This window comes from Variovorax paradoxus (assembly GCF_030811855.1).
Lineage (GTDB): Bacteria > Pseudomonadota > Gammaproteobacteria > Burkholderiales > Burkholderiaceae_C > Variovorax > Variovorax paradoxus_L.
In genome coordinates this window covers 21,505-45,067 of the sequence record NZ_JAUSRN010000018.1, presented here as the reverse complement: position 1 = coordinate 45,067, position 23,563 = coordinate 21,505, and the positions used below count along the sequence as shown (strand labels likewise).

The window sequence follows — 23,563 nt, the reverse complement described above, 5'->3', positions numbered from 1 at the left end:
TGCGGTAAAAAATGGCGCCACCAAAGGCACCGCGCACCGGACGCTCACAAGCCTAGGGAGAACCCGTTACATCGCCATGAACGAGCGATGACAAGGCAAAGGCGCCGCAGGCGCCAGGAGGGCGAAGCACTGCGACGGTGCTCGCCCCCGGACGAGGCTCAATGCTCGTTGCTGATGCCGCTGGAAACGTGCCCGGCAGGCACGTGGCGTGCCGCGGCGTCGACGTGGCCGGTCTGGTCGTCGAAGAAGAAATCGGGTTCGAACTCGCGCAGGAATTCGCCCTTGGGGAGGCCGCCGAGGAACATGGCCTCGTCCACGCGGATGTTCCACTTCATGAGCGTGCGGATCGCGCGCTCGTGCGCGGGCGCGCTGCGCGCCGTGACCAGCGCGGTGCGGATGCGCATCTGCGCATTGCCGGCCATCTGCAGGCGATGCAGCGCGGTCAGCAAAGGTTTGAACGGGCCTTCGGGCAAGGGCAGGTCGGCCTTGCTGAGTTCGTGCGCCTGGAAGGCGTCGAGGCCTTGCGCCTGGAACACGCGCTCGGCTTCATCGGAGAACAGCACCGCGTCGCCGTCGAATGCAATTCGCACTTCGTTGGGCCAGGCATCGCTGGCTTTTACCGATTCGACCAGCACACGCGCGGCCGGAAAGCCCGCGACGAGGGCCTCGCGCACGTCCTCTGCGTTGACCGACAGGAACAGGTGCGCGCGCAGCGGCCGCAGGTAGCCGAAGGGCGGGCGGCCCTGCGTGAACACGCCACGCTGCAGCTTGATGTCGGCCGCCGCGCTCGAGCGGAAGATGCGCATGCCCGAGACCGGGTCGTTGCGCGAGAGGATCACCACCTCGACGCGCTGCACGCCGTCGTCGTTGAAGCGCAGCAGCTTGCGGATCAGCGAGTACGCGATGCCCGGCGCGGCCGGCACGTCGATGCGGTCGAGCTGCAGCTTCATGTAGCCCTCGTTGTCGCCGGCCTCGAAGATCCTGTTTTCTTCTTCGAGGTTGAACAGCGCGCGCGACGAGATCGCGACCACGAGTTTGTCTTCGAGCGTGACGGGCATGGCGGATATCGCTTTACTTGACGAACTGGTTCAGCTGGATGATAGGCAGCATCACCGCCAGCACGATGAGCATCACCACGCCGCCCATGGCCACGATCAGCAAGGGTTCGAGAATGGTCGCCAGGTGCATCGCGCGGCGCTGCACTTCGGCGCCCAGCTGGTTGGCCGCGCGCTGCAGCATCAGCGGCAGCGTGCCGGTCTGCTCGCCCAGCCGCGCGAACATCGAGACCAGTCCCGGAAAGCGCTTTTTCTGCGCCAGCGCCGAGGCCAGCGGAGCGCCTTCGCGCACCAGCACCAGCGCATCGAGCGCATCCGCGCGCATGGCGCGGTTGCCGAGCGTTTCCGAGGCCGCCTGCAACGCGCGCAGGATCGGCACGCCGGCCGTGGCGAGCATCGCCAGCGTGCTGGCAAAACGCGCCGCGTTGTAGCCGCGCGCGAGCTTGCCGACCAGCGGCAGCTTGAGCCAGGCCGCATCGAACTTCAGCCGGAAAGCCTCTTGCGCCAGCGCGAGCCGCACGGCGATGGCGACAAACACCACGCCACCCAGCATCCACCACCCGTAGTTGCGCACCGCGGCGCTCAGCGACAGCATCACCGTGGTGAGAAAGGGCAGCGAGCGCTTGGTGCCCGCGAACACCTGCGCCACCTGCGGCACCACATAACTCACGAGGAAGATCACGATCACGATCGCCACCAGCGTAACGATGGCCGGGTAGAGCGCAGCGCCGACCAGCTTCTGCTGCAGCGCCTGCCGTTCTTCGAGGTCGTCGGCGAGCCTGTCGAGCACAAGACCGAGGTTGCCGCTCTGCTCGCCCGCGCCGATCACGGCCGTGTAGATGGGCGAGAACTCGCGCGGATGGGCCGCTAGAGCGCGTGCAAACGGCGATCCCGCGTTGACTTCGGCACGCAGCGATGCGACGAGGTTGCGTTGCGGCTCGGTCTCGGCCTCGTCGGTGAGCGCAGTCAATGCGCGTTCGAGCGGCAAGCCGGAGGACACGAGCCCGGCGAGCTGGCGCGTCCACACCGCGAGTCCGGTGGTACTGAATATCCTGGCGCCGCCGCCCAGCCACCGGCGCAAGCCGCCATTGCCGGTGCCGTTGACGTGGCTGCTGCCAACCGGCGTGACGGACAGCGGAATGAGCGCCTGCGCGCGCAGCAGGCTGCGGGCGCTGCGCGCGGTGTCGGCCTCGAGCACGCCTTCGCGCGACTGGCCGCTGGCATCGATGGCTTCGAAGGAATAGGCGGGCATGGCGAGGCGGGAAAACTATTCGCGCGTGACCCGCAGCAGCTCTGCGCGCGAGGTGATGCCGGCCTGCACCAGCCGTTCGCCGTCTTCGCGCATCGAGCGCAGTCCGCCGCGCGCGCCGGCTTCGAAGAGCTTGCTCTCGGCGGCCTTGCCATGGATGAGCGCCTGCACTTCGTCATTGGCCACCAGCAGTTCGAAGATGCCGGTGCGGCCCTGGTAGCCGGTTTGGCCGCAGGCCTCGCAGCCGCCACCGCCGCAGCTCGTGCAGACCTTGCGCACCAGGCGCTGCGCCAGCACGCCGAGGAGCGATGAACTGAGCAGGAAAGGCTCCACGCCCATGTCGGTCAGGCGTGTGACAGCGCTAACCGAATCGTTGGTGTGCAGCGTTGCCAGCACGAGGTGGCCGGTGAGCGAGGCCTGGATGGCAATCTGCGCGGTTTCGAAGTCGCGGATCTCGCCGATCATGATCACGTCCGGGTCCTGCCGCAGGATGGCGCGCAAGGCCTTCGCGAAGGTGAGCTCGATCTTGGCATTGATCTGCGTCTGGCCCACGCCCGGCAGCTCGTATTCGATGGGGTCTTCCACCGTCATGATGTTGCTGCGGCTTGCGTCCAGGCGGGCCAGCGCGGCATACAGCGTGGTGGTCTTGCCCGAACCGGTGGGCCCGGTCACCAGGATGATGCCGTGCGGCTGCGCAATGAGGCGCTCGAAGCGCTGGAGCGTGTCGCCCTGCATGCCGACCGATTCGAGCGTGAGCTTCGATTCGGTCTTGTCCAGAAGGCGCAGCACCGCGCGTTCGCCGTGGGCGCTGGGAAGCGTCGAAACGCGCACGTCCACCGCGCGCGTGCCGATGCGAAGCGAGATGCGCCCGTCCTGCGGTAGCCGCTTCTCGGAGATGTCGAGGTCAGCCATGATCTTCAGGCGCGAGATCAGCGCGGCATGCAGCGCCCGGTTGGGCTGCACCACTTCGCGCAGCGTGCCGTCGATGCGAAAGCGCACGGACGAGGTGCGCTCGTAGGGCTCGATGTGAATGTCGCTCGCGCCGTCGCGCGCGGCCTGCGTGAGCAGCGCATTGAGCATGCGGATGATGGGTGCATCGCCGGCGCTTTCCAGCAGGTCTTCGACGGCCGGCAGCTCCTGCATCATGCGCGAGAGGTCGGCATCGCTCTGCACCTCGCTCACCACCGCGGCGGCGCTCGACTCGCCCTGCGCATAAGCCGCGCTGATGCGCTGCGCGAGCGGGCCGTCGGCCAGCACCTCGAAGGCCTGCACGCCGTATTTGCGCGTGACCTCGCTGAGCGCGCTGCGCGAAGGGTGGCTCGACATCCATAGCGTGCAGCGACCGTCGTCGGCTTCCTCGAGCAGCAGTTGCTGGCTGCGTGCGAACGCGTAGGGCAGGGGGTGGCGCATGGGCGGAGTGGGCGGTGCGTATTCGTCGGAGCGGCGCGATGGCCTCAGGGCAGTTCGCGCGAGGTGGTCGGGTCGGCCGTGGGCGGCAAGGCGCCGCGCAGCGGGCTCGGGCGCAGAGCGCGCGGGTCGGCCGGCGGGCGCGGCGGCGGAATGAGCTGCGTGCCCTGGATGCGCTCGCTGCTGCTATTGCTCGTGCGGTCGGCCGGACGCGGCGGCGGTGCTTCCGGCAGCACAGGCGCGGAGTCGACGCCGCGCAGCATGATGTTGTCGGTGTTCGGCTGCGCGCGCTGCTGCATGCCGCGGATCTCGTCGTAGCGGTCGTATGAGAACGCTTCGGCCGAGGCGCCGTCGCGCATGACCGCCGGGCGCAGGAACATCATCAGATTGCTCTTGGTGCGCGAGCGCACTTCGTTCTTGAACAGGTTGCCGAACACCGGAATGTCGCCGGCCAGGGGCACCTTCTCGATCGTGTTGTTGTAGTCGTCCGAGAGCAGGCCGCCGAGCATCACCAGGCCGCCGTCTTCCACCAGCACGCTGGACTCGATCGAGCGCTTGTTGGTGGTCGGCCCATTGGGGTTGTTGACCGTGTTCTGGTCGACCGTCGAGGTCTCCTGGAAGATGGTCATCTTCACGGTGCCGTTCTCGTTGATGGTCGGGCGCACGCGCAGCGTGAGACCCACGTCCTTGCGCTCCACCGTGGTGAACGGGTTGATGCCCACCGAGCCGGAGGTGCTCGCGTACTGGCCGGTGACGAAGGGCACGTTCTGGCCGATGACGATCTTGGCTTCTTCGTTGTCCAGCGTCAGCAGGTTGGGCGTGGAGAGCACGTTGGCATCGCCGTCGCTGTTGAAGAAATTGGCGATGGCGCCCAGGATGTACTGCCCGCCGATCTTGCCGGCGATGCCCAGGTTCAGGCCCGTCGATGGCCGCACGTTGGCCACGTCGCGCGTGGCCAGGGCCTGCGTCAGCGCGAGGATGTTGGCGCTGGCCAGGCTCGAGTTGGTGCCGATGACCGCGTTGTTGCCCAGCGCGCTCTGCCACTGGACGCCGAAGTTGGCGGCCTTCTTGGCGCTGACCTCGACGATCAGCGCCTCGATCATGACCTGGGCGCGCCGGCCGTCGAGCTTGTCGATCACCGCGCGCATCTGCCGGTACTGCGGCTCGGGCGCCGTGATGATCAGCGAATTGGTCGACGGATCGGCCTGGATCTGGCCACCGGTCGAAGGCTGGTTCGCATTGTTCAGCGGCGCATTGGCGGCGGGCGAGCCGCTCTGTCCGCCGAGGCTGGCCTGCTGCATGGTCTGCGGGATGTTGGCCTGTTGCTGCTGCGCCTGGCCGACGCCGCCCGCGGCGCCCGGCGTGCCCGGGATGCCGGGCAATTGGTTCGCGGCCATGGCGGCGCGCAGCGTGGCCGCCAGGCGGACCGCGTCGGCGTTCTTCAGATAGACCACGTAGATGTTGCCCGCCGCGCCGTTGCTGCTCTCGACCGGGGCGCGGTCGAGCTTCTCGACCAGCGTGCGCACCAGCGAGGCCCGCGCCGGATTGGCCGCTCGCAGGATGAGCGCGTTGCTGCGCGGATCGGCCAGGAGGGTGGTGCGGAACGACGCATCGGCCGCGCCCGGCGCGGCGGCGCCCGGTGTCGTGCCCGAGCCGCTGCCATCCACGAGGCGAGAGATCAGCGGCAGCATGTCGGTGGCGACCGAGTGCTTGAGCGGGATCACCTCGATGTCCGACGCATTGGGCACGTCGAGCGCCGCGATGATGCGTGCCAGCCGGCGCATGTTGTCCGCGTAGTCGGTGATCACGAGCGAGTTGTTGCCCGGATTCACGTTGATGGTGTTGTTGGGCGGAATGAGCGGGCGCAGCACCGGCAGCAGGCTGTTCGGCGACTCGTAATTGAGCCTGAAGATCTGCGTGACGATCTGGTTGCCACCCACGGAGCCTGCGCTGGGCGTGGCGGTGTTGACGGTCTGGGTCTGGAGCTTGGCGTCGGCCTCGGGCACCACCTTGTACAGGCCCTCGGCCTCCACCACCGCAAAGCCCTGCAGCCGGAGCGCCGAGGCGAACTGGTTGAACGCGGCGGCCGGCGCAATGGCACGGTCGGTGACGAGGTTCATCGTGCCCTTGACGCGCGGATCGACCACCACGTCGCGGCCGGTGACCACGGCCATGGTGCGGGCCACGGCCTCGATGTCGGCGTTGGAAAAGTTGAGCGTGATGGGCTCGCCGCGGCGCGGCGCGTCGGGACTGCCAGCTTGTGCGAACGCGGGCGGCACGGCCTGCATGAAGGTGGCGGCAATCAGCATCTGCGCTGCGAGTGCAACGATGCCGAGGCGGCTGCCGTGCGAAGTCAGTGGCTTCTTCATGATCAACCCAGGGTGATGATCGAACGCGCGTTCTCGCGCCGTCCGATGATGTTCAACAAATTGGAAAGTGCGTCTTCGCGGCCCGCTGCGGCGTTGGCTTCGCCGTTGAAGCGAAAAGCGGTGCCGTTCCAGCTGCCGCTGCCGTTCAGCTGCAGGCTGCCTTCGCGGGTGCTCAGCAGCAGGCTCGGCCGGCTGCCGCCTTCGAGCGTGAGGCGGTAGCTGCCCATCGGCTTCAGGGTCGAAAGGCTCGACGACACGTCGGTGGCATCCAGCGTGGCTTGGCCCGCAATGCGCAGCACGGGGCCGTCCCACTGCATCGACAGGGCCTTGGTGGAAAGGTCGAGCGTGCCCTCGAGCTTGAGCGTGTTCCAGGGCGCGCCCAGGCCGGCCAGCAAGGTGGCGGGCCAGCGCGAACTGCCGTCGCCCCATTGCAGCTGCATGCCGTCCGCGCGTGGGCTGGCCTTGAGTTCGAGTGGCCGGGCCGTGCAGCAGGGCAGGTCGAGCACAGCGAACATGCCGTTCCAGGTGGGCCGCATACGCCAGTTGAGCGATCCGGGCAGCGACACCGCCTCGGCGCCGCCGGCACCGCTTGCCAGCACCACCGCCGCCGCACCGTTCCAGACCGTGCCGCGCGGGTTGACGAGCAGCAGCCGGCCCTGGCTCCAGTTCGACAATGCCGTGGCCAGCCAGCGGGCCGGCGCGAACAGCACGAGCGAGAGCAGCGCGCCAATCACGATGCCGAGCAGGGCCCAGCGCCAGCCGCGGCGCGGTGTGGAGTCGGAAAGAGAGGAGTGCGTCACCATGGCAGGCGTGCTCAGCGGGCCGCGGGCAGCGCCATCACCAGCGTGCCCTCCCAGCGCACCTTGGCGGGTTCCTGAGGGTCCTTGTTGCCTGCCGCCGGCGCTGCGGCGGCCGAACGGGTCAAGTGGGCTTCGCGCGGGACGGCGTGGGCATTGCCGCGCGCCTGCGAGAGCCATTGGGCCAGGGCATCGGCCGGCACGGCGCGCAGCGTGACCGTGGCGGCGCCGTCGCCGCTGGCGGTCATGAGCTGGGCGTTGCTGCCCAGGCTCTGGCGCACTGAGGTTTCGAGGCCACGCAGCGCGTCGTCGCGGTTGAGGCGCGGCTGGGCCTGCAGGGTCTTGGCGCGGTTCTGCAGAGTGGCCATCTGCTGCAGCTGTGCATCCAGCCGCGCGTGTTCGGTTCGCGCCGCGGCGAGGGTGCGCAGCGCCGGGGCGAGCGCAATCCACCACAGCAGCGCGAGCGCCACCAGCGCGGCAGCGATGGCAACCATGCGCCGCTCGCGCAGATCGAGGGAAGCCCAGCGGGCGCGAAGTTGTTCGCCGAAGTTCATCGCGAAGCCTCGGCCTGCACCAGCAGCAGATCGCCTTCGGCGCGCACGCTGTAGCCGCGCGGGCCCATCGCACCCGAGAGCCGCGTGAGCTCGGAAGGCTGCAGGGCCAGGCCGCGCAGGCGCAGCTGGCCGGCGCTGTAGTCGATGGCGCTGGGCGTGCGGCCCGGCGGAAGATTGGTGGCGAGCGCGCCGATCATCGGTTCGAAGTCGCTGCCCGCGACATCGCCCACCGCCTGCTGTAGCGCGGCGACTTCGCGCGCCATTTGTACCGGCGCATCGACCACGAGTTTTACGGCAGGGAAGGTCTGGGTCAGCATGGTTTTGACAGCCTGGCGCTTGGACTCGAGTGCGTTGCGCTCTTTCCAGGCCCAGGCGTTGAGGCCGATCAGCTGCGTGAGCAACAGGGCGACGACGCCCCAGCGTGCGGCGCGCCACTCGGGTGCGTAGCGCAGCGTCTGGAACACGGATGCGAATTTCTTGCCGGCGCGAGCGCGGCCCGTCACGGCAAGGTCGAACTGCGCGAGCTCCCAGGGCGAGCGCGCAGCCTGGAGCCAGCGCTGCGGCGCCTGCACGATGGGCAGGCGGCGTTCGAGCAGATGCTCGGCGGCTTCGGCGACGGCGGGCTCGGCGGAAATGACGGCGGTGTCGAGCGGCAGGCTGCCGGCGAGCGCCAGACCGGCTCCGGCGAGCGGCAGCGAGACCACGCCGTCGGCATCGCACACGGTGAGCTGCGGCGCCTCTGCGACGCCTGTGATCTGCAGCAGCGGCGGGCCGTCGACGGCCTGCGGAGCGAATTCGGGAACGATGCGCACCACGCGCCGCCCCGTCGATTCGAGGCCCTGCACGAGGCTGCGCAGCCAGATGCGGTTGCAAGCCGCCACCCAGACCGGCACGCCGGCCTTGGCTTCGGGTTCGAGCGCGAAGTGCAAGGCTTCGGGCTCGTCGAGCAGTTGCTCTTCGAGCAGGCCATCGAGCACGGCGCGCAATTTCGAGGTGCTGCCCATGCTGCCCTTGGGCAGGGTGACCCGGTGCCAGGAAAGCGCCGCGGTTGGAATGCCAAGCATGACTTCCGTGCTGGCCGGCAGCAGCGTGAGCAGCGCGCGGCCGTGGCTGCGCAATGCGATGCCGTCGTCGCCTGCCTGGGCCCAGTCGTACTCGCCGGCGGTGTCGGCCGGAGGGAGGGGGGCAATGAGCAGCAGCGGTGTCATTTCTATTTGGGAAAGGGCGGGTGATTGTAGGGTTGCGCCTGCTGGATAAGTGCTACTTTATTTGTAGCGTGTGACGTAGATGCGACGCGGGCCGGGCGATTTTTTGATGCAAGAAATGGGCGGAAGATGCCGCGACTCAGGGTTTAGCCGGAGGGGCAGTCATGCCGGCCCCGCGGTTGCGCCAGATCGTCTTCACGGTAGTGCCATCGCGCTGCAGCAGCGAGCGTTCTTCGACCCAGGTGCGGTCGAGCCGCAGCTTGCCGTAGACCTCGAAGAATTGGGTGCTCACGCTGTGCTGGTTGGCGTTGAACTGGGTGCCGCCGTTGGGAAGCGCGGTGTTGGCGTCGGCGATCTGCTTGAAGAACGAGCGGGTGCGTTTTTCCACCACTTGGCGCGCATCGCTGATGCTGAGGGACGGCAAGCTGGCGCTGATCGCCTCGGCGCTCGCGGTGTTGATGTTGAGCGGCGTGCGCACTGGAAGAATCGTGACGTAGGGTTCGAGAGCGGCCGCGGTCGACGGCGATAGGCCGAGCCACACCAGTTGCGAAACCTCCTGGGGCATCAGTGGCGCCGCGCCGGCATCGCCGCCGCCCGCGGCATCGGTTCCGGTGGCGAGCGCGCGCACGAGGGAAGCGGTCATCACGCTGAGCTCCGAAGCGGGGAGGCCAAGGATGTTGAACAGCTTGGTGAAGGTGGCGACGCTCGCCGGCACCGGCTTGTTGCCGTCGACGAGCGACAGCACGTTGAGCTTGGATTGCGCATCGACGATGCGGCCCGACAGGAAGGCATCGGGCAGGCCTTCGAGGTTGTCGCTGGCCACGTTTTTTTCCGCCGACAGAAAGCTGGCGAGCCTCGCTTCGGCGAGCGGCACGGCCCAGGGTTCGGCCAGGTGGTCGGGCCCGCCGGTGAGGGCGTCTTCGCGCAGGATCAGGCGCGACCAGTCGAGCGCGCCGACCAGCACCCACGCCGCCTGCACGCGTCCGCGCTCGGCGGCCTCGACCTCGGACGCGCGCCATTGCTGCCACAGCGCGGCGGCGGAGAAAGTGGCGACCAGCATCACGGTCAGCATGGCCGCGAGCAGCGCGGCGCCGGACTGGCGGCCGGTACTTGCACGCGGACGGTTTGCAGAGAAAGGAAGAGGCATCGTCACGATCGCGGTGCTCCCACGGTCGGCTTGACCCAGTCGCGCGTGATGGCACCCGCCAGCCCGTCGCCGGGCGACAGGCTCAGTACCAGGCGAATGCCGTCGGGCATGTTCACGATGGCGCCTGTGGGGTTGGCCGGGTTCGCAGGGTTGGACGTCCCGCTCGGCAATTCGCCTGCAGGGGTCCAGGTGTTCTCGCGAAAATAAAAGAGCTGCCAGCCATCGACCGGCATCAGCGCGGTTTCTCCACCGCCGCCTTCCTGCCCCCAGGAAGCGGCCATATTCCAGGCCTGCTGCCATTCGCCGCGCGTGGTGAAGGGCGGCGACTGCCAGCGCCGCCAGCGGGTGCCGTCAACCCCCGAGCGCAGTGTCCACGCCACCACCAGCATGGCCGGCACGCCCGCATCGCTGCTGCGGCGCGTGAGCCGCAGCGCGCGGCCATTCCAGTCGATGGGCCGGGTTTGCGCGAGCGCGGTCACGGCGTCGAGGTCGGCGCTCCATTGCGCGAGCGTGGTTTGCAGCGTCAGCACGGCGTCGGCGCGCTGCTGGTTCTGCGCGGTGGCGCGCGACATGGCCTCGAGTCCGCGCCAGCTCATGATCGCAAGCAGCGCCATGACGGCAATCGCCACCAGCAGTTCGATCAGCGTGAAGCCCCGGCGAGTTTGCCGGTTCGCGAAGCGGCGCATCAGAAGCGGCCCACCACGGTCGAGATGCGCAGCACCGGCGCATTGGCTTCGTCGCGCACCTGCACGTCGACGCGCCGGAAGTTCGGGTTGAGCGTAGCGATGGTGGAGGTGGTGACGTTGAATGAAACGCCGGCCTGCACGCAGATGGAGCCTGAATCGCCGACGGCCGGCATTTGCCGCGCGAGCCGCGCCTTGGCGAACTCGTTTTCTGCGCACAGGTCGGCCAGAAGCAGGTCGGACTGGCGCTGCGCATTGCGGGTCAGCGACATGGTGGCCTGCGACCCGGCCGCCAGCGCCAGCGCCACGATGCCGAGCGCAATCAGCACCTCGATCAGCGTGAATCCGCTGCATGCCGACCGGCGCCCGGTTGTCATGGCGTGCTCACGGTGAAAGGCCGCAAGCCGTCGGTGGCAACGCGCAGCGAACGCGCGGGCGGGCCTTCGGAATAAAGGACGATCTGTTGCGCGGCAATGATCGGATCGGGCCCCAGCAGCACGGCGGGAAGCGGCACGCCGCTGGCCAGCGCAGCCTGGGCGCTGATGCCGCTGGTGGCCCAGCCGTTGGGCAGGGCGTCGGGCGGCAGGCCTTCGAACACGAAGCTGCCGCCTTCCACCAGCCGCCACCGCACCGCGACGCCGCTGGCGCGCGACTGGGCACGCGCCGATTCGAGCAGGGCCGCCAGCCGGTCGGCCTCGCGATCGAGCCGGGCCGCGCTGCTGTCACGCATTGCGAAGGTCACGCTGGCGGTGGCCATCGCGATGATCGCGATCACCACGATCAGCTCGAGCAGCGTAAAACCGCGAACGCGGCTACTGCCAGCTGCCGATGTCGGCATTCTTGCCCTCGCCACCGGCCTGTCCGTCGGCGCCGAGCGAGAGCACGTCGATCTCGCCCTTGATGCCCGGGTTCATGTATTGGTAAGGGTGGCCCCACGGATCGTTGGGCAGCTTTTCGACGTACGGCTTCCAGTTGGGCGCGGCCGGGCCGGCGGTGGGGCGCACGAGCAGCGCCTGCAGGCCTTGCTCGGCCGTGGGGTAGCGCTGGTTGTCCAGGCGATAGAGCTTGAGCGCCTGCATCAGGTTGTTGATGTCGGTCCTGGCGGCGGTCACGCGGGCGTCGTCCGCGCGCTCGATCACGTTCGGCACGATCAGCGCGGCAAGCACGCCGATGATGACCAGAACCACCATCAATTCGATCAGCGTGAAGCCGCGCTGGGCGGTGCGGGTGGCGGCGCGAAGGATTTTTTTCATAGCTTGGATGACGTGATGCGGAAGGCGCGCTGCATGATAATCCGCGGCCATGACAAGTCCCTATTCCGCCGCGCGCTGGCATGCCCCCGTTGCAACCACGGGGCTGTGGGCGCTGGCCGCCGGTGCGGCGGTGTTCTGGGGGCTGCGGCTCGCGAGTCCGGCCGAGCCCGTGGCGGCGGCGGCCACGATGCCCAAGGCGTCGGTTTCGGCGGATGCGGATGCCGTGGCGCGGCTGCTGGGCGCCGTTTCGGCATTGGAAGCGGCACCCGCCGCGCCCGAAGCCGCGAGCCGCTTTGCGTTGTCGGGCGTGGTGGCGGATCCTTTCAACCAGGGGGCGGCACTGATCTCGATCGACGGCAAGCCTCCGCGGCCGTTCCGTGTCGGTTCGCGCGTCGGCGACAACTATGTGCTGCAGTCGGTCGGGGTGCGATCGGCGACGCTCGGCGCCAGCGCATCGGGGGCGGCGGCATTCACGCTGCAATTGCCGGTGCGGGCACCGATCAGCGTGGGTAGCCCGGTTCCGCCGGGGATGACGCCGTCGGCACGGCCCAGCGGCCTCTTTCCGGCGACGGTGCCCGCCGTGGTGGCGCCGCCTGCCGAAGCGGCTGCGCCGCAGCCGCCGCCAGCGCCATCGCAGCAGCCTCCCACGCAAGCCGCGCAGTAGCCGCAGGCGATCACTCGGTCAGGCCTGCAGGAACAGCCGGTACGCCGGGTTCGCGGTTTCTTCGACGTAGGGGTAGCCCAGGGTTTCGAGGAAGGCATCGAAGGCCGCCGCGTCGCTGGCGGGGACCTGCAAGCCCACCAGAATGCGGCCGTAGTCGGCGCCCTGGTTGCGGTAGTGAAAGAGGCTGATGTTCCAGTTGGGCCGCATCAGGCTCAAAAACTTGAGCAGCGCGCCCGGCCGCTCCGGAAAGACGAAGCGCAAGAGCCGCTCGTCATGGGCAAGGCCCGTTCGACCGCCCACCAGATGCCGCAGGTGCTCCTTGGCGAGCTCGTCATGCGTGAGATCGAGCGCGTCGAAACCGTGGGCAATGAAGTTTTGCGCGATGGTGGTCGATTCGCCTCGCGTCGACGTGGTCAGGCCCACGAACACATGGGCCTTGGCCGCATCGCTGATGCGGTAGTTGAACTCCGTCACATTGCGCGGCGCGCCGCCGACGGAGCCGGTTTCCTTCGACTCGGTGGCCGGCATCTCGCCGATCAGTTCGCAAAAGCGCCTGAAGCTGCCGCGCTCTTCGGGGATGGTCACCGCGAAAAGCGCCTCGCGCTCCTCACCCACCTCTGCACGCTCGGCCACGAAGCGCAGCCGATCGAAGTTCATGTTGGCGCCGCACAGGATGGCTGCATAGGTTTCGCCCTGGCGGCCATGCCCCGCTACATATTGCTTGATGGCGGCCACGGCAAGCGCGCCGGCCGGCTCGACGATGCTTCGCGTGTCGACGAAGACGTCCTTGATGGCCGCGCAAACCGCATCGGTATCGACCGCGATGTATTCGTCGACGAGGTTGCTGGCAATGCGGAAGGTCTCTTCGCCGACGAGCTTGACCGCCGTGCCATCTGAAAACAGGCCGACGTCGGGGAGGCTCACGCGCTGGCGCGCGGCCACCGATTGCATCATTGCGTCGGAGTCGTTCATCTGCACGCCGATCACCTTGATCTCCGGTCGCACCGCCTTGATGTAGTTGGCCACGCCCGAGATGAGCCCGCCGCCGCCGATGGCAACGAAGACCGCGTCGAGTGGGCCCTGGTGCTGGCGCAGGATCTCCATGGCAATGGTGCCCTGGCCCGCGATCACGTCGGGATCGTCAAACGGATGCACGAACGTCAGGCCTTGCTGGGCCTGCAGTTCGAGCGCGTGCAAGTAGGCATCTGAGTAGCTGTCGCCATGCAGCACCACCTCACCGCCGAATCCGCGCACCGCGTCGATCTTGAGACGGGGTGTGGTCACCGGCATGACCACCACCGCGCGCGTACCAAGCTTGCGTGCGCCCAGCGCCACGCCTTGTGCGTGATTGCCGGCCGATGCACAGATGACCCCACTTGCGAGCTGCTCGGGCGTGAGGTGCGCCATCTTGTTGTAAGCCCCTCGAAGCTTGAAGCTGAACACCGGTTGCTGGTCTTCGCGCTTGAGCAGCACGGTGCTGCCGAGCCTCTCGCTGAGCGCGTTGGCTTTCTCCAGCGCCGATTCGACCGCCACGTCGTAAACGCGGGCGTTCAAAATTTTTCTGAGATAGTCGGCGGGCGATAGTGCCGGAACAGGGACGTCGCGCACGGTTTTTTCCAAGGGGAGTTTCAATTGATAAATGACGATGATAAGAGGCATCGGGATTGCATACGGGTCATGACATGGACACAAATGTCATAAACCTCATCCTGAGAGCCCCAGCGGCGAACGATTCCGGTTTTTTTGAGCGCACCTATCCCGCGATCCATCCGTCCGCCAGTCAGTTAACAAATGAGCAAGATTTGTTATCCGTTTCTGTCAGCGACCTTTCCAAAGGACTGATGCAGGCAGAAGCGGCGCGCGTACATCGCGGCGAAATTGGACGACCCACCTGGCAAGTGATGGGCAACAGGTTGCGGGCCCATGTCATTCCGTTGCTGGGTGCCGTTCAAGCACAGGCGTTTGCCACCGCCGATGCGCAACGCCTGATCGACCATCTTGGGGAGCAGGGCTTCACCAGTACGACGATCGCGCAATACCTCGTATTGCTGCGAAAGGTGGTGACGCATGGCGTGAACATCGGTGTGCTTCGTAATGCGCCGGCATTTCCGAAGGTCAAAGTGCGCAGCCAGCCGCGCGGCAGCTTCAGCGTTGCGGAGTACCGTGCCGTTGTGGCAGCTGCACGCAGATTGCGCGGACAGTCGCACCCGGTGCTCGACCAGCTGACAACCGGCGAGCGCTTCTGGATTGCGCGCGAGCTGCTCGTCATGCCCGAGGAACTGCCTTGGCTGATCCGCTGGATGGTCAACACCTTTGTTCGTCCGAGCGATATCAAGCTCATGAAGCACAAGCACATAGAAATCGTGCGCGGCAAGCACGTCTATCTGCGAATGAATTTGCCCGAGACCAAGCGGCACAGCCAGCCCATCGTGAGCTTGCGGCCTGCCGTGCGGGTCTATGAATGCTTGCTCGACCGTCGGCGCGAGCAAGGCTCTGGCGGCGCGGAAGACTACATCTTCATGCCGCAGTTGAAGAACCGTGAGCACGCGCTGGCAGTGCTCAATTTTCTTTTCCATTGGGCGCTCGAAGTCACCGCACTGGAGAAAGGTCCGCTCGGTCAATCGCGAACGCTCTATTGCCTGCGCCACACCGCAATCACGTTGCGGCTGTTGTACGGCCAGGGCATCGACATGCTGACTTTGGCGCGCAATGCGCGCACGAGCGTGAACATGGTCGAGCGCTTCTATGCGTCGGTTCTGAACGGGGAAATGAATGTGGGCCTGCTGCAAAGCAGGCGTGGCCGTGCAACTTGAGCAAAGCCAAAAAGCCGCCCGGCTTGCGCTGGGCGGCTTGACACTGAATCGACTCGAACTGGCTGGAGCCAGCATCGGATCAGACCCGTGATCGATCAGAAGGCGTGGCGAATGCCGAAGTCGTAGCCACTTGAGGTCTTCGGGGTGAAGACGTTCGCGGCGTTGTTGGCGAACGGTTGATTGGCCACGGACAGCGCTGCACCGTTCTTGTTGCTCACGCGAGCGATCGTTGCGTACAGAGCCGTGCGCTTCGACAGGTTGTGAACGTAGCCGAGAGCCAGCTTGTTGGCCTTCGGGTTGTTGTTCTGGTCGTTGAAGAACAGGTCGTTGGTGGTGTTGCCCGTCTTGTACTTCACGGCCGAGTAGGAAGCGCGGATCAAGCCGGCACCCACGGGCACCGTCACGCCCAGCAGCCACCCGTTGAGCTTGGTGGATGGCACGGAAGCCGGTTGAACCACAAAGTTGCCGTCGACTTCGGTCTTCAGCTTGGCCTGCGACAGTTCGCTGAAGAGTTTGACGGGACCGAAGTCATAGGAAACGCCAAAGTTCAGCGTGTTGACGTTGCCAGTCGTGCCAGCGTAGAAGTCGTCCGCGACAGTGCTTCGACCATAGGCCAGTGCAAGGTCAAGCGGGCCGTTGGCGTAGCCGAAGCGGCCACCGACATAGCGACCGGCACGCGAGTTGCTCGCGACGTTAGGCGTAGCGAGGCCCGGATCGTACTTGGTCTTCTCGTGGAACGCGTACATCAGTTGGCCATAGAAGCCACCGAGGTTCGGCGGGAGGAAGTAGCCAATCGAGTTGCTGGAGCGCGTGGAGTTGAGGTTGCCACCGAAACCGCCCGCGCCGCCCGTGGGGTTGAAGCCATTGGCTGTGGAGATCAGGTTGGTGCCAACGCCATTGGTGCCGAACGGATCGAACACGGTATCGTTCCAGAAGCTGGGGGTGTAATCGCGGCCAAGGCGGACTTCACCGAATCCACCCGACAGGCTCACGGTCGAACGGCGAGCGAAGGTCGAAACGCCGGTGGCGCCGTCGTCATTGGTGATCGGCGCTTCGAGCCAGAAGCTGGCTGCCAGGCCGCCGCCGAGATCTTCGGTGCCGCGGAAGCCCAGGCGGCTGGAGTTGTAGCCCGAATTCGCCAAAACGGTTTTGCTGGTCTTGACGCTGCCCTTGTTGACGTAGAGCGGGTTGTAGACGGGAAAACCGAAAGCGTTGTACGACACGCCGTTGTACAGGTCACGCGACGTGGCCGAATAATGGCTGATCGACGCGTCGACCACACCGAAAAGCGTGACGGACGACTGAGCCGAGGCAACACCGGCAACAGCCAGGGCAGCCAGAGCAACTGCCCTTCCGCCATAAGAACTAGAGTGGGTTTCGGCCTTGACGATTGGCGGTTCCGGCAAGAAAAAAGCCCCGAGCTTTGCAGCTCGGGGCTAAATCCACCAATTGGAAGGGTGGAGGAGACAACCGGTGCGCACATGTTCGTGCGCGATGAAATAAAGTATATCGACTGTTTGTTGCGTTGCAACAAGCAAGTGACGCTTTTCCCACACACATGTTGATTTCAGCGACTTTTTTTGCTGAACACTCCTTTGGACTGACGAAGATGGAATGCACAGTAACTTGGACAGGGGACACCGGCACCCGTTCGGCCATGGGTTTCGTGGCCGAAACCGGCAGCGGCCATGTCTTGACCATGGATGGCGCGCCGGACGCCGCAAAGCCCGAAAACGGCGGCCAGAACCTGGCTGCCCGTCCCATGGAAACCGTGCTCGCCGGAACCGGCGGCTGTACGGCCTACGACGTGGTGCTGATATTGAAGCGCGGCCGGCACCGTGTAGAGCGCTGCAGCGTCAAGCTGACCAGTGAGCGCGCAGAGAAAGATCCCAAGGTCTTCACCAAGATCCACATGCACTTCACCGTGGCGGGCAAGGGCATTCCGGCGGCAGCCGTCGAGCGTGCCGTCGCCCTGAGCCATGAAACCTATTGCTCGGCCAGCATCATGCTGGCGAAGACGGCAGAGATCACCACCAGCTTCGACCTGATCGAAACCTGAACCCCCGAAGGCGTCAGATCCGGTGCGCGAGCGTGGTCATCACGCGGGAGGCGAACCGCATCAGGGCCTTTGCGGGCGCCGGCAATTCCGCAGCACCGGCGTCGATAGCCTGCGCGGCATGCCGTGCTTCATCGAGTTTCATCTGTTCGACCACCGCCCTTGAGGCGCTGTCGGCAGATGGCAGCCGGCCTAAATGGCTGTCCAGGTGGGCTTCCACTTGGCGCTCGGTTTCCGCGACGAAGCCCAGGCTGAGCGGATCTCCCAAGCGCCCGGCCACCAGCCCTAGCCCGAAGGCGCCCGCATACCAAAGCGGGTTCAAAACCGAGGGACGGGCGCCGAGATCGTCCAGCCGCTGGCGCGTCCAGGCCAAGTGATCCGTTTCCTCATGTGAGGCTTCCAGCAGGCGGTTCCGGAGAATGGGGTCGCGCGCTACCGCCGCCTGCGCGGTGTAAAGCGCCTGGGCGCAGACCTCGCCTACATGGTTCACCCGCATCAGTGCGCCGGCCTCGCGCCGTTCCGAGTCCGTCATTTCACCAGGCGCTTGAAGCGGGACGGGCATGGCCCGCGTGGCATGTGGTCTGGCAAAAAGGGTACGCAAAGCCGCATCCGCCGCGGTCAAGACGGGATCGAGCGAAGAAGTCATGCCTCTATTTGAACGCATGGTGAAAAGACCAAGCCAAGCACTTGCTTCATTTCACATGGTGATTTGCGAAGGTGCCCAAGTCCTTTGTTGCAGGACTGCAACGAAACGCACGGGCCACCCGACATTTCGGGCGATTTGTTTTGCCCTGCCGCAGCGGCTCTGGTGCAATAGCATCAACTTCCCAAAAGGAGGTTGGCCCGGGGTCCGGTGGGAGCACTAAGTGCCAGTCACAGTGAGCCCTTCGCACCGGAGCCCTATGTTTAACCTTGGAGAAACTTGCAATGAAAAAATCTCTAGTTGCTCTGGCTGCCCTGGCTGTTGCCGGTGTTGCCTCGGCTCAGTCGTCCGTCACGCTTTTCGGTGTGGTCGACGCGTCGATCAGCGGCTACTCGAACACTTCGCGTGACCTGAACAACGGTGTGACGTACAACGCTTTCGGCGTGCCCGTCTACAACCCGTTCTACGTGAACCAAGGCAGCGTCAAGACGAGCCGTCGTGAACTGGCGAACTCGGGCTACAACTCCAGCCGTATCGGCTTCCGTGGTACGGAAGACCTCGGCGGCGGCCTGGCTGCCAGCTTCTGGCTCGAAGCCCCGATCTCCAACGACGACGGCCAGCAAGGTATCGCGACGTTCGCTCGTCGTTCGACCGTGAGCCTGTCGGGTGGTTTCGGTGAAGTCCGCCTCGGCCGTGACTACACCCCGACCTTCTGGAACGACACCGTGTTCGATCCGTTCGGCACCAACGGCGTGGGTACCAACCTGGTTTCGACGGCTAACACCGCCTTCGGCAACTTCCTGACCCCGGCTGCTTCGACCGCTCCGTTCACCAACGTTGCCAACAGCAACTACGTGCGCTCCAGCAACAGCATCGGCTACTTCCTGCCGCCGAACCTGGGTGGTTTCTACGGCCAACTCCAGTACGCCTTCAGCGAGAAGACCAAGTACGATCCGGGCACCGCTACGCCTGTCACCGCGAACACCTCGCGCGCTGGCCGTTACGTTGGTGGCCGCTTCGGCTACGCAAACGGTCCTCTGGACGTTGCAGTCTCCTACGGCAGCAGCACGATCGGCGACCAGTACTACGTCGGCACCACCACCAAGGTCAACACGCTGAACCTCGGCGCTTCGTATGACTTCGGTCCCGTGAAGCTCTTCGGTGAAGTGTCGCGCGCCAAGAACAAGGTTGACTACGAAGTCGAGCCGTTCCTCGGCGGCCGTGCTGACGTCGACCTGACCGGCTACCTCCTGGGCGTGACCGTGCCCGTCGGTGCTGGCCTGATCCGCGCTTCGTACTCGCGTGTCAAGACCGACTTCAACGCTCCTGAAGTGCTGTTCGCACCCGCAGTTGCCGACCCGAAGGCTAGCAAGCTGGCTCTGGGCTACGTGCACAACCTGTCGAAGCGCACGGCTCTGTACGCAACGATCGCTCGCGTGAGCAACAAGAACGGCGCAGCCTACACCGTTGGCGGCCCTTCGTTCATTGCCAACAGCGTCTTCACCCCGAAGAACTCGACCGGCTACGACTTCGGTATCCGTCACGCTTTCTAATTTGAGGCTGGCTTAAGCCAGCTTTGAATCGAAAGACTAAAAAGCCACTCGACGAAAGTCGAGTGGCTTTTTTATTTGGGGCTGCGATGGTGCATCGGACCCAGGCAATGCGCACCATCGACGTGCACCCCCGGGGAACCCCCGTGCGGGCACGCACCTTGCACTGCTAGCATGCCGATTCACTCTGTTTGTTGAATGATTGCATTTGTCTTGCGCCGCTTGATCCAAGCCGTGATCGTCATGATCGCGGTCGCGTTCATCGCCTTTCTTCTCTTTCAATATGTAGGCGATCCTGTCGTCTTTCTGCTCGGCCAGGATGCCAAGCCCGAGCAGATTCGCGAGCTACGCGCCGCATTGGGGCTCGACCAGCCCTTCTTCGTGCAGTTCTGGCACTTTCTCGTCAACGCAGCGCAAGGCGAGTTCGGCCTGAGCTTGCGCCAGGGCGCGAAAGTCTCGCGCCTCATTGGCGAGCGCTTTCCGGCCACGCTCGAACTGGCGCTCGTCGCCGCCGTACTGGCGCTGTTCATCGGCATTCCGATGGGCGTCTACACGGCACTGCGCCGCGGCACTTTCCTGAGCCAGGTGTTCATGACCGTGTCGCTGCTTGGCGTGTCGCTTCCCACCTTCTTGATCGGCATCCTGCTGATCCTCGTCTTTGCCGTGCTGCTGGGCTGGTTCCCGAGTTTCGGCAGAGGAGAAACCGTGCAGTTCGGCTGGTGGAGCAGCGGTCTTTTCCGGGCCGACGGGTGGCATCACATCATCCTGCCGGCCGTGACGCTCGCGATCTTTCAGCTGACCTTGATCATGCGTCTGGTGCGGGCCGAGATGCTCGAGGTCTTGCGCACCGACTACATCAAGTTTGCACGCGCCCGCGGTCTCACGAACCGCGCCATTCACTTCGGCCACGCGCTCAAGAACACGATGGTGCCTGTGATGACCATCACCGGCCTGCAGCTCGGCGGCCTCATTGCCTTTGCCATCATCACCGAGTCGGTATTCCAGTGGCCGGGCATGGGACTGCTGTTCATCCAGGCCGTGACCTTTGCCGACGTTCCGGTGATGGCGGCCTACCTGTGCCTCATCGCCTTGATCTTCGTGGTGATCAATCTGGTGGTCGACTTGCTTTATTTCGTGGTCGATCCGCGGCTGCGCGTCGGCAAGGCGGGAGGACATTGAGATGACGGTTGCCACAGCAGCCCCCCGGCTGCAAGCCTCCGGACGGGCATTCGCGCACATCGCGAACTTCTACCCGGAGATCACGGCGTTTCGCCGCGACCTGCACGCCCACCCAGAGCTCGGATTCGAAGAGATCTACACGGCCGGCCGCGTGCGCGAGGCGCTGCGTGCCTGCGGCGTCGACGAGATCCACGACGGTATCGGCAAGACCGGCGTGGTGGGCGTCATCCGCGGCAAGTCGACGGCCAGCGGCCGGATGATCGGCCTGCGCGCTGACATGGACGCGCTGCCGATGCGCGAAGACAACGACTTCGGCTGGCGCTCCGCGAACGACGGCCTGATGCACGGCTGTGGACACGACGGGCACACCGCCATGCTGGTCGGTGCCGCCCGCTACCTCGCCGAAACGCGCAGCTTCGACGGCACCGCGGTGCTGATCTTCCAGCCCGGCGAAGAAGGTTTTGCCGGCGCACGCGTGATGATCGAAGATGGCCTTTTCGACCGCTTTCCGGTGCAGTCGGTCTATGCCATGCACAACTGGCCCGGCATGCCGGCCGGCACCGTGGGCATCAACCGCGGCGCCATGATGGCCGCGGCCGATCGGGTCACCATCGAGATCAAGGGCAAGGGTGGCCATGGCGCCCATGCCTACCAGACCATCGACCCCGTGGTGGTGGCAGCGCACATCATCACGGCCGCGCAAACCATCGTCTCGCGCAGCGTGCGTCCCATCGACGCTGCGGTCGTCAGCATCTGCGCGGTGCAGGCCGGCGACCTCGGTGCGATGAGCGTCATTCCGGGCGAGGCCACGCTCGTTGGTACCGTGCGCACCTTCAGCGCGCGCGTGCAGGCCCAGGTCGAGCAGCGCTTGTCAGAGCTCTGCACCGCGATTGCCGCAGGCTTTGGCGCCACCGCCAGCATCAAGTACGAGCGCATCTATCCGGCCACCATCAACACCGCGCCGGAGGCGATGTTCGCGGCCGACGTGGCCGAGTCGCTGGTTGGTGCCTCCAACGTCGATCGCAGCATGGAGCCCAGCATGGGCGCCGAAGATTTTTCATTCATGCTGCAGAAGAAGGCCGGCGCCTACCTGCGCATCGGCCAGGACGCGAGGAACGGCGCCTTCCTGCACAACAGCCGCTACGACTTCAATGACGAGATCCTGCCGCTTGGCGCCGCATTGCATGCGGGCTTGATCGAGCAGGGCATGCCGCTGGCTGCTACCCGCAGCGAGCAGCCAAGGAAAGACGCCGCTACCGCGGCGCCTTGATGTAGTTTCGATTCCAACCCGAGGAGTGTTCCCAATGAGTTTCCAGAAGAAGAAGGCGGCCGCGGTCGCAGTTTTGTGCCTGCTGGGTGCCACCAGCCTGCTGGCCAATGCGCAGACCATCCGCATCGCGAACCAGGGCGATGCGCTGTCGCTCGACCCGCATTCGCTCAATGAGTCGCTGCAGCTCAGCACCACCGCCAACGTCTATGAAACGCTGGTCGGCCGCAACAAGGATCTGAGCGTTGCGCCCCTGCTGGCCACCAGCTGGAAGCAGACCTCGCCCACCGTGTGGCGCTTCGAACTGCGCAAGAACGTCCAGTTTCACGACGGCACGCCTTTCACGGCCGACGACGTGCTCTTCAGCTTCGCTCGCGCCTCGGGCGACGGCTCGGACATGAAGTCCAACACCACCGACATCAAGGAAGTGCGCAAGGTCGATTCGCACGCCATCGAAATCGAGACCAAGGGCCCGTTCCCGATTCTTCCCGACGTCATCACCCAGCTCATGATCATGAGCAAGAAGTGGTGCGAAGAGAACAAGGCCGTCACGCCGGTCGACCGCCGCAAGGGCATCGAGAACACCGCCTCGTTCAAGGCCAACGGCACGGGCCCGTTCCGCGTACGGGAGCGCCAGCCGAACGTGCGCACCGTCTTCACGCGCAACCCGACCTACTGGGGCAAGATCGAAGGCAACGCGCAGGAGATCATCTTCACGCCGATCGCCAACCCGGCCACTCGCGTCGCGGCGCTGATCTCGGGCGAGGTCGACGTCATGGAGCCGGTGCCCGTGCAGGACATCGCGCGCGTCAACGCCAGCCCGACGGCACGCGTCATCTCCGGCCCCGAGCTGCGCACCATCTTCCTGGGCATGGACCAGAAGCGCGACGAGCTGCTGTACTCCAGCGTCAAGGGCAAGAACCCGTTCAAGGACAAGCGCGTACGCCAAGCCTTCTATCAGGCCATCGACATCGCCGGCATCCAGCGTACCGTGATGCGCGGGGCCTCGCGCCCCACCGCGCTGATGGTCGGCCCCGGCATCAACGGCTGGAACGAAGCCCAGGACAAGCGCCTGCCCTACGACGTCGAGGCCGCCAAGAAACTGCTGACCGAAGCCGGCTATCCGAACGGTTTCGAAGTGACGATGAACTGTCCGAATGACCGCTACGTGAACGACGGCCAGATCTGCCAGAGCGTGGCCTCCAATCTCGCGAAGATCGGCGTCAAGATCAACCTCGCTGCCGAGACCAAGGGCACCTACTTTCCGAAGGTGCTGCGCCGCGACACCAGCTTCTACATGCTGGGCTGGACGCCCACCACCTATGACTCGCACAACGCTCTCACCGCGCTGATGGCCTGCCCCGACGACAAGACCGGCGCCGGCCAGTTCAACCTGGGCGCCTACTGCAATCCCAAGGTCGATGAGCTCACCAAGAAGATCCAGTCGGAGACCGACAAGCCCAAGCGCGACGCGATGCTCAAGGAGGCCTTCGACCTGCACACCGCCGACATCGGCCACTTGCCGCTGCACCAGCAGACCCTCGCCTGGGGCGTGAGCAAGAAGGTGGCGCTGACGCAAATGGCCGACAACTACATGCCATTCAAATGGATGAGCATCAAGCCGTGATCCTGCCGGCCGCTCGGTGAGCGGCCAGACCATGGGCCCGCTTCT

The 23,563-nt window shown here is 65.6% G+C and carries 22 protein-coding genes; 7 read left to right on the top strand and 15 right to left on the bottom strand.

Annotated elements, in window-relative coordinates; translation table 11 throughout:
• Positions 1–158: 158 nt before the first annotated feature.
• The 12 genes from J2X92_RS25835 to gspG all read right to left on the bottom strand — a co-directional run bounded on the left by J2X92_RS25835 (position 159) and on the right by gspG (position 11,719).
• Complete coding sequence (locus tag J2X92_RS25835) at positions 159–1,058, bottom strand: 5'-nucleotidase (RefSeq protein ID WP_055802001.1); 900 nt, start codon at positions 1,056–1,058, stop codon at positions 159–161.
• A gap of 13 nt (positions 1,059–1,071) precedes the next feature.
• Complete coding sequence (gene gspF / locus J2X92_RS25830; RefSeq protein ID WP_307580097.1) at positions 1,072–2,307, bottom strand: type II secretion system inner membrane protein GspF; 1,236 nt, start codon at positions 2,305–2,307, stop codon at positions 1,072–1,074.
• A gap of 15 nt (positions 2,308–2,322) precedes the next feature.
• Positions 2,323–3,714, bottom strand: a complete 1,392-nt coding sequence (locus tag J2X92_RS25825; RefSeq protein WP_307580095.1) for a GspE/PulE family protein — start codon at positions 3,712–3,714, stop codon at positions 2,323–2,325.
• Between the two features lie 44 nt (positions 3,715–3,758).
• Positions 3,759–6,080, bottom strand: coding sequence for a type II secretion system secretin GspD (gspD, locus tag J2X92_RS25820; protein ID WP_307580093.1), 2,322 nt, complete (start codon positions 6,078–6,080; stop codon positions 3,759–3,761).
• Between the two features lie 2 nt (positions 6,081–6,082).
• A complete protein-coding gene (gene gspN, locus J2X92_RS25815; RefSeq protein ID WP_307580091.1) occupies positions 6,083–6,883 on the bottom strand; it encodes a type II secretion system protein N in 801 nt (266 codons plus the stop codon).
• An 11-nt stretch (positions 6,884–6,894) separates the two neighbouring features.
• Positions 6,895–7,431 carry a type II secretion system protein GspM gene (gene gspM / locus J2X92_RS25810; protein WP_307580089.1) on the bottom strand — a complete coding sequence of 179 codons (537 nt, stop codon included), beginning with the start codon at positions 7,429–7,431 and terminating at the stop codon, positions 6,895–6,897.
• Positions 7,428–8,639, bottom strand: coding sequence for a type II secretion system protein GspL (gene gspL / locus J2X92_RS25805; protein ID WP_307580087.1), 1,212 nt, complete (start codon positions 8,637–8,639; stop codon positions 7,428–7,430). Before gspL ends, gspM begins: the two co-directional genes overlap by 4 nt.
• A 136-nt stretch (positions 8,640–8,775) precedes the next feature.
• Entirely contained in the window at positions 8,776–9,783 is a 1,008-nt protein-coding gene (gene gspK / locus J2X92_RS25800) for a type II secretion system minor pseudopilin GspK (protein WP_307580228.1), read from the bottom strand.
• Between the two features lie 2 nt (positions 9,784–9,785).
• Positions 9,786–10,469: a PulJ/GspJ family protein gene (locus J2X92_RS25795; RefSeq protein WP_307580085.1), complete on the bottom strand. Its 684-nt coding sequence runs from the start codon at positions 10,467–10,469 to the stop codon at positions 9,786–9,788.
• Positions 10,469–10,843 (bottom strand): type II secretion system minor pseudopilin GspI, encoded by a 375-nt coding sequence (gene gspI, locus J2X92_RS25790; RefSeq protein ID WP_307580083.1) that lies wholly within the window; start codon positions 10,841–10,843, stop codon positions 10,469–10,471. Before gspI ends, J2X92_RS25795 begins: the two co-directional genes overlap by 1 nt.
• Entirely contained in the window at positions 10,840–11,304 is a 465-nt protein-coding gene (locus J2X92_RS25785; RefSeq protein ID WP_307580080.1) for a pilus assembly FimT family protein, read from the bottom strand. The genes gspI and J2X92_RS25785 overlap by 4 nt, the downstream gene beginning before the upstream one ends.
• The gene (gene gspG / locus J2X92_RS25780; protein ID WP_307580078.1) at positions 11,279–11,719 is read right to left on the bottom strand and encodes a type II secretion system major pseudopilin GspG; all 441 of its coding nucleotides are present in this window, start codon (positions 11,717–11,719) and stop codon (positions 11,279–11,281) included. The genes J2X92_RS25785 and gspG overlap by 26 nt, the downstream gene beginning before the upstream one ends.
• Positions 11,720–11,768: 49 nt before the next feature.
• On the opposite strand from gspG, the gene J2X92_RS25775 reads away from it, so the two are divergent.
• A complete protein-coding gene (locus J2X92_RS25775) occupies positions 11,769–12,383 on the top strand; it encodes a type II secretion system protein N (protein WP_307580077.1) in 615 nt (204 codons plus the stop codon).
• Positions 12,384–12,401: 18 nt separating this feature from the next.
• On the opposite strand, the gene ilvA is transcribed toward J2X92_RS25775, so the two are convergent.
• On the bottom strand, positions 12,402–14,015 hold the full coding sequence (ilvA, locus tag J2X92_RS25770; RefSeq protein WP_373424881.1) for a threonine ammonia-lyase, biosynthetic: 1,614 nt from the start codon (positions 14,013–14,015) through the stop codon (positions 12,402–12,404).
• A 50-nt stretch (positions 14,016–14,065) separates the two neighbouring features.
• Here ilvA and J2X92_RS25765 point away from each other — a divergent pair, with 50 nt between their 5' ends.
• Positions 14,066–15,196 (top strand): hypothetical protein, encoded by a 1,131-nt coding sequence (locus J2X92_RS25765; RefSeq protein ID WP_307580075.1) that lies wholly within the window; start codon positions 14,066–14,068, stop codon positions 15,194–15,196.
• 95 nt (positions 15,197–15,291) lie between these two features.
• On the opposite strand, the gene J2X92_RS25760 is transcribed toward J2X92_RS25765, so the two are convergent.
• Positions 15,292–16,536 (bottom strand): porin, encoded by a 1,245-nt coding sequence (locus tag J2X92_RS25760; RefSeq protein WP_307580226.1) that lies wholly within the window; start codon positions 16,534–16,536, stop codon positions 15,292–15,294.
• Between the two features lie 269 nt (positions 16,537–16,805).
• Here J2X92_RS25760 and J2X92_RS25755 point away from each other — a divergent pair, with 269 nt between their 5' ends.
• On the top strand, positions 16,806–17,255 hold the full coding sequence (locus tag J2X92_RS25755) for an OsmC family protein (RefSeq protein ID WP_307580074.1): 450 nt from the start codon (positions 16,806–16,808) through the stop codon (positions 17,253–17,255).
• A 13-nt stretch (positions 17,256–17,268) separates the two neighbouring features.
• Here the strand turns inward: J2X92_RS25755 and coq7 are convergent, their stop codons facing one another.
• On the bottom strand, positions 17,269–17,898 hold the full coding sequence (gene coq7 / locus J2X92_RS25750; protein WP_307580072.1) for a 2-polyprenyl-3-methyl-6-methoxy-1,4-benzoquinone monooxygenase: 630 nt from the start codon (positions 17,896–17,898) through the stop codon (positions 17,269–17,271).
• A gap of 281 nt (positions 17,899–18,179) precedes the next feature.
• Here coq7 and J2X92_RS25745 point away from each other — a divergent pair, with 281 nt between their 5' ends.
• The 4 genes from J2X92_RS25745 to J2X92_RS25730 all read left to right on the top strand — a co-directional run bounded on the left by J2X92_RS25745 (position 18,180) and on the right by J2X92_RS25730 (position 23,518).
• Positions 18,180–19,448 (top strand): porin, encoded by a 1,269-nt coding sequence (locus tag J2X92_RS25745; protein WP_307580070.1) that lies wholly within the window; start codon positions 18,180–18,182, stop codon positions 19,446–19,448.
• 195 nt (positions 19,449–19,643) lie between these two features.
• Positions 19,644–20,624, top strand: a complete 981-nt coding sequence (locus J2X92_RS25740; protein WP_307580068.1) for an ABC transporter permease — start codon at positions 19,644–19,646, stop codon at positions 20,622–20,624.
• Between the two features lies 1 nt (position 20,625).
• On the top strand, positions 20,626–21,894 hold the full coding sequence (locus tag J2X92_RS25735; protein ID WP_307580066.1) for a M20 aminoacylase family protein: 1,269 nt from the start codon (positions 20,626–20,628) through the stop codon (positions 21,892–21,894).
• A gap of 34 nt (positions 21,895–21,928) precedes the next feature.
• A complete protein-coding gene (locus J2X92_RS25730; protein ID WP_307580064.1) occupies positions 21,929–23,518 on the top strand; it encodes an ABC transporter substrate-binding protein in 1,590 nt (529 codons plus the stop codon).
• Positions 23,519–23,563: the final 45 nt, after the last annotated feature.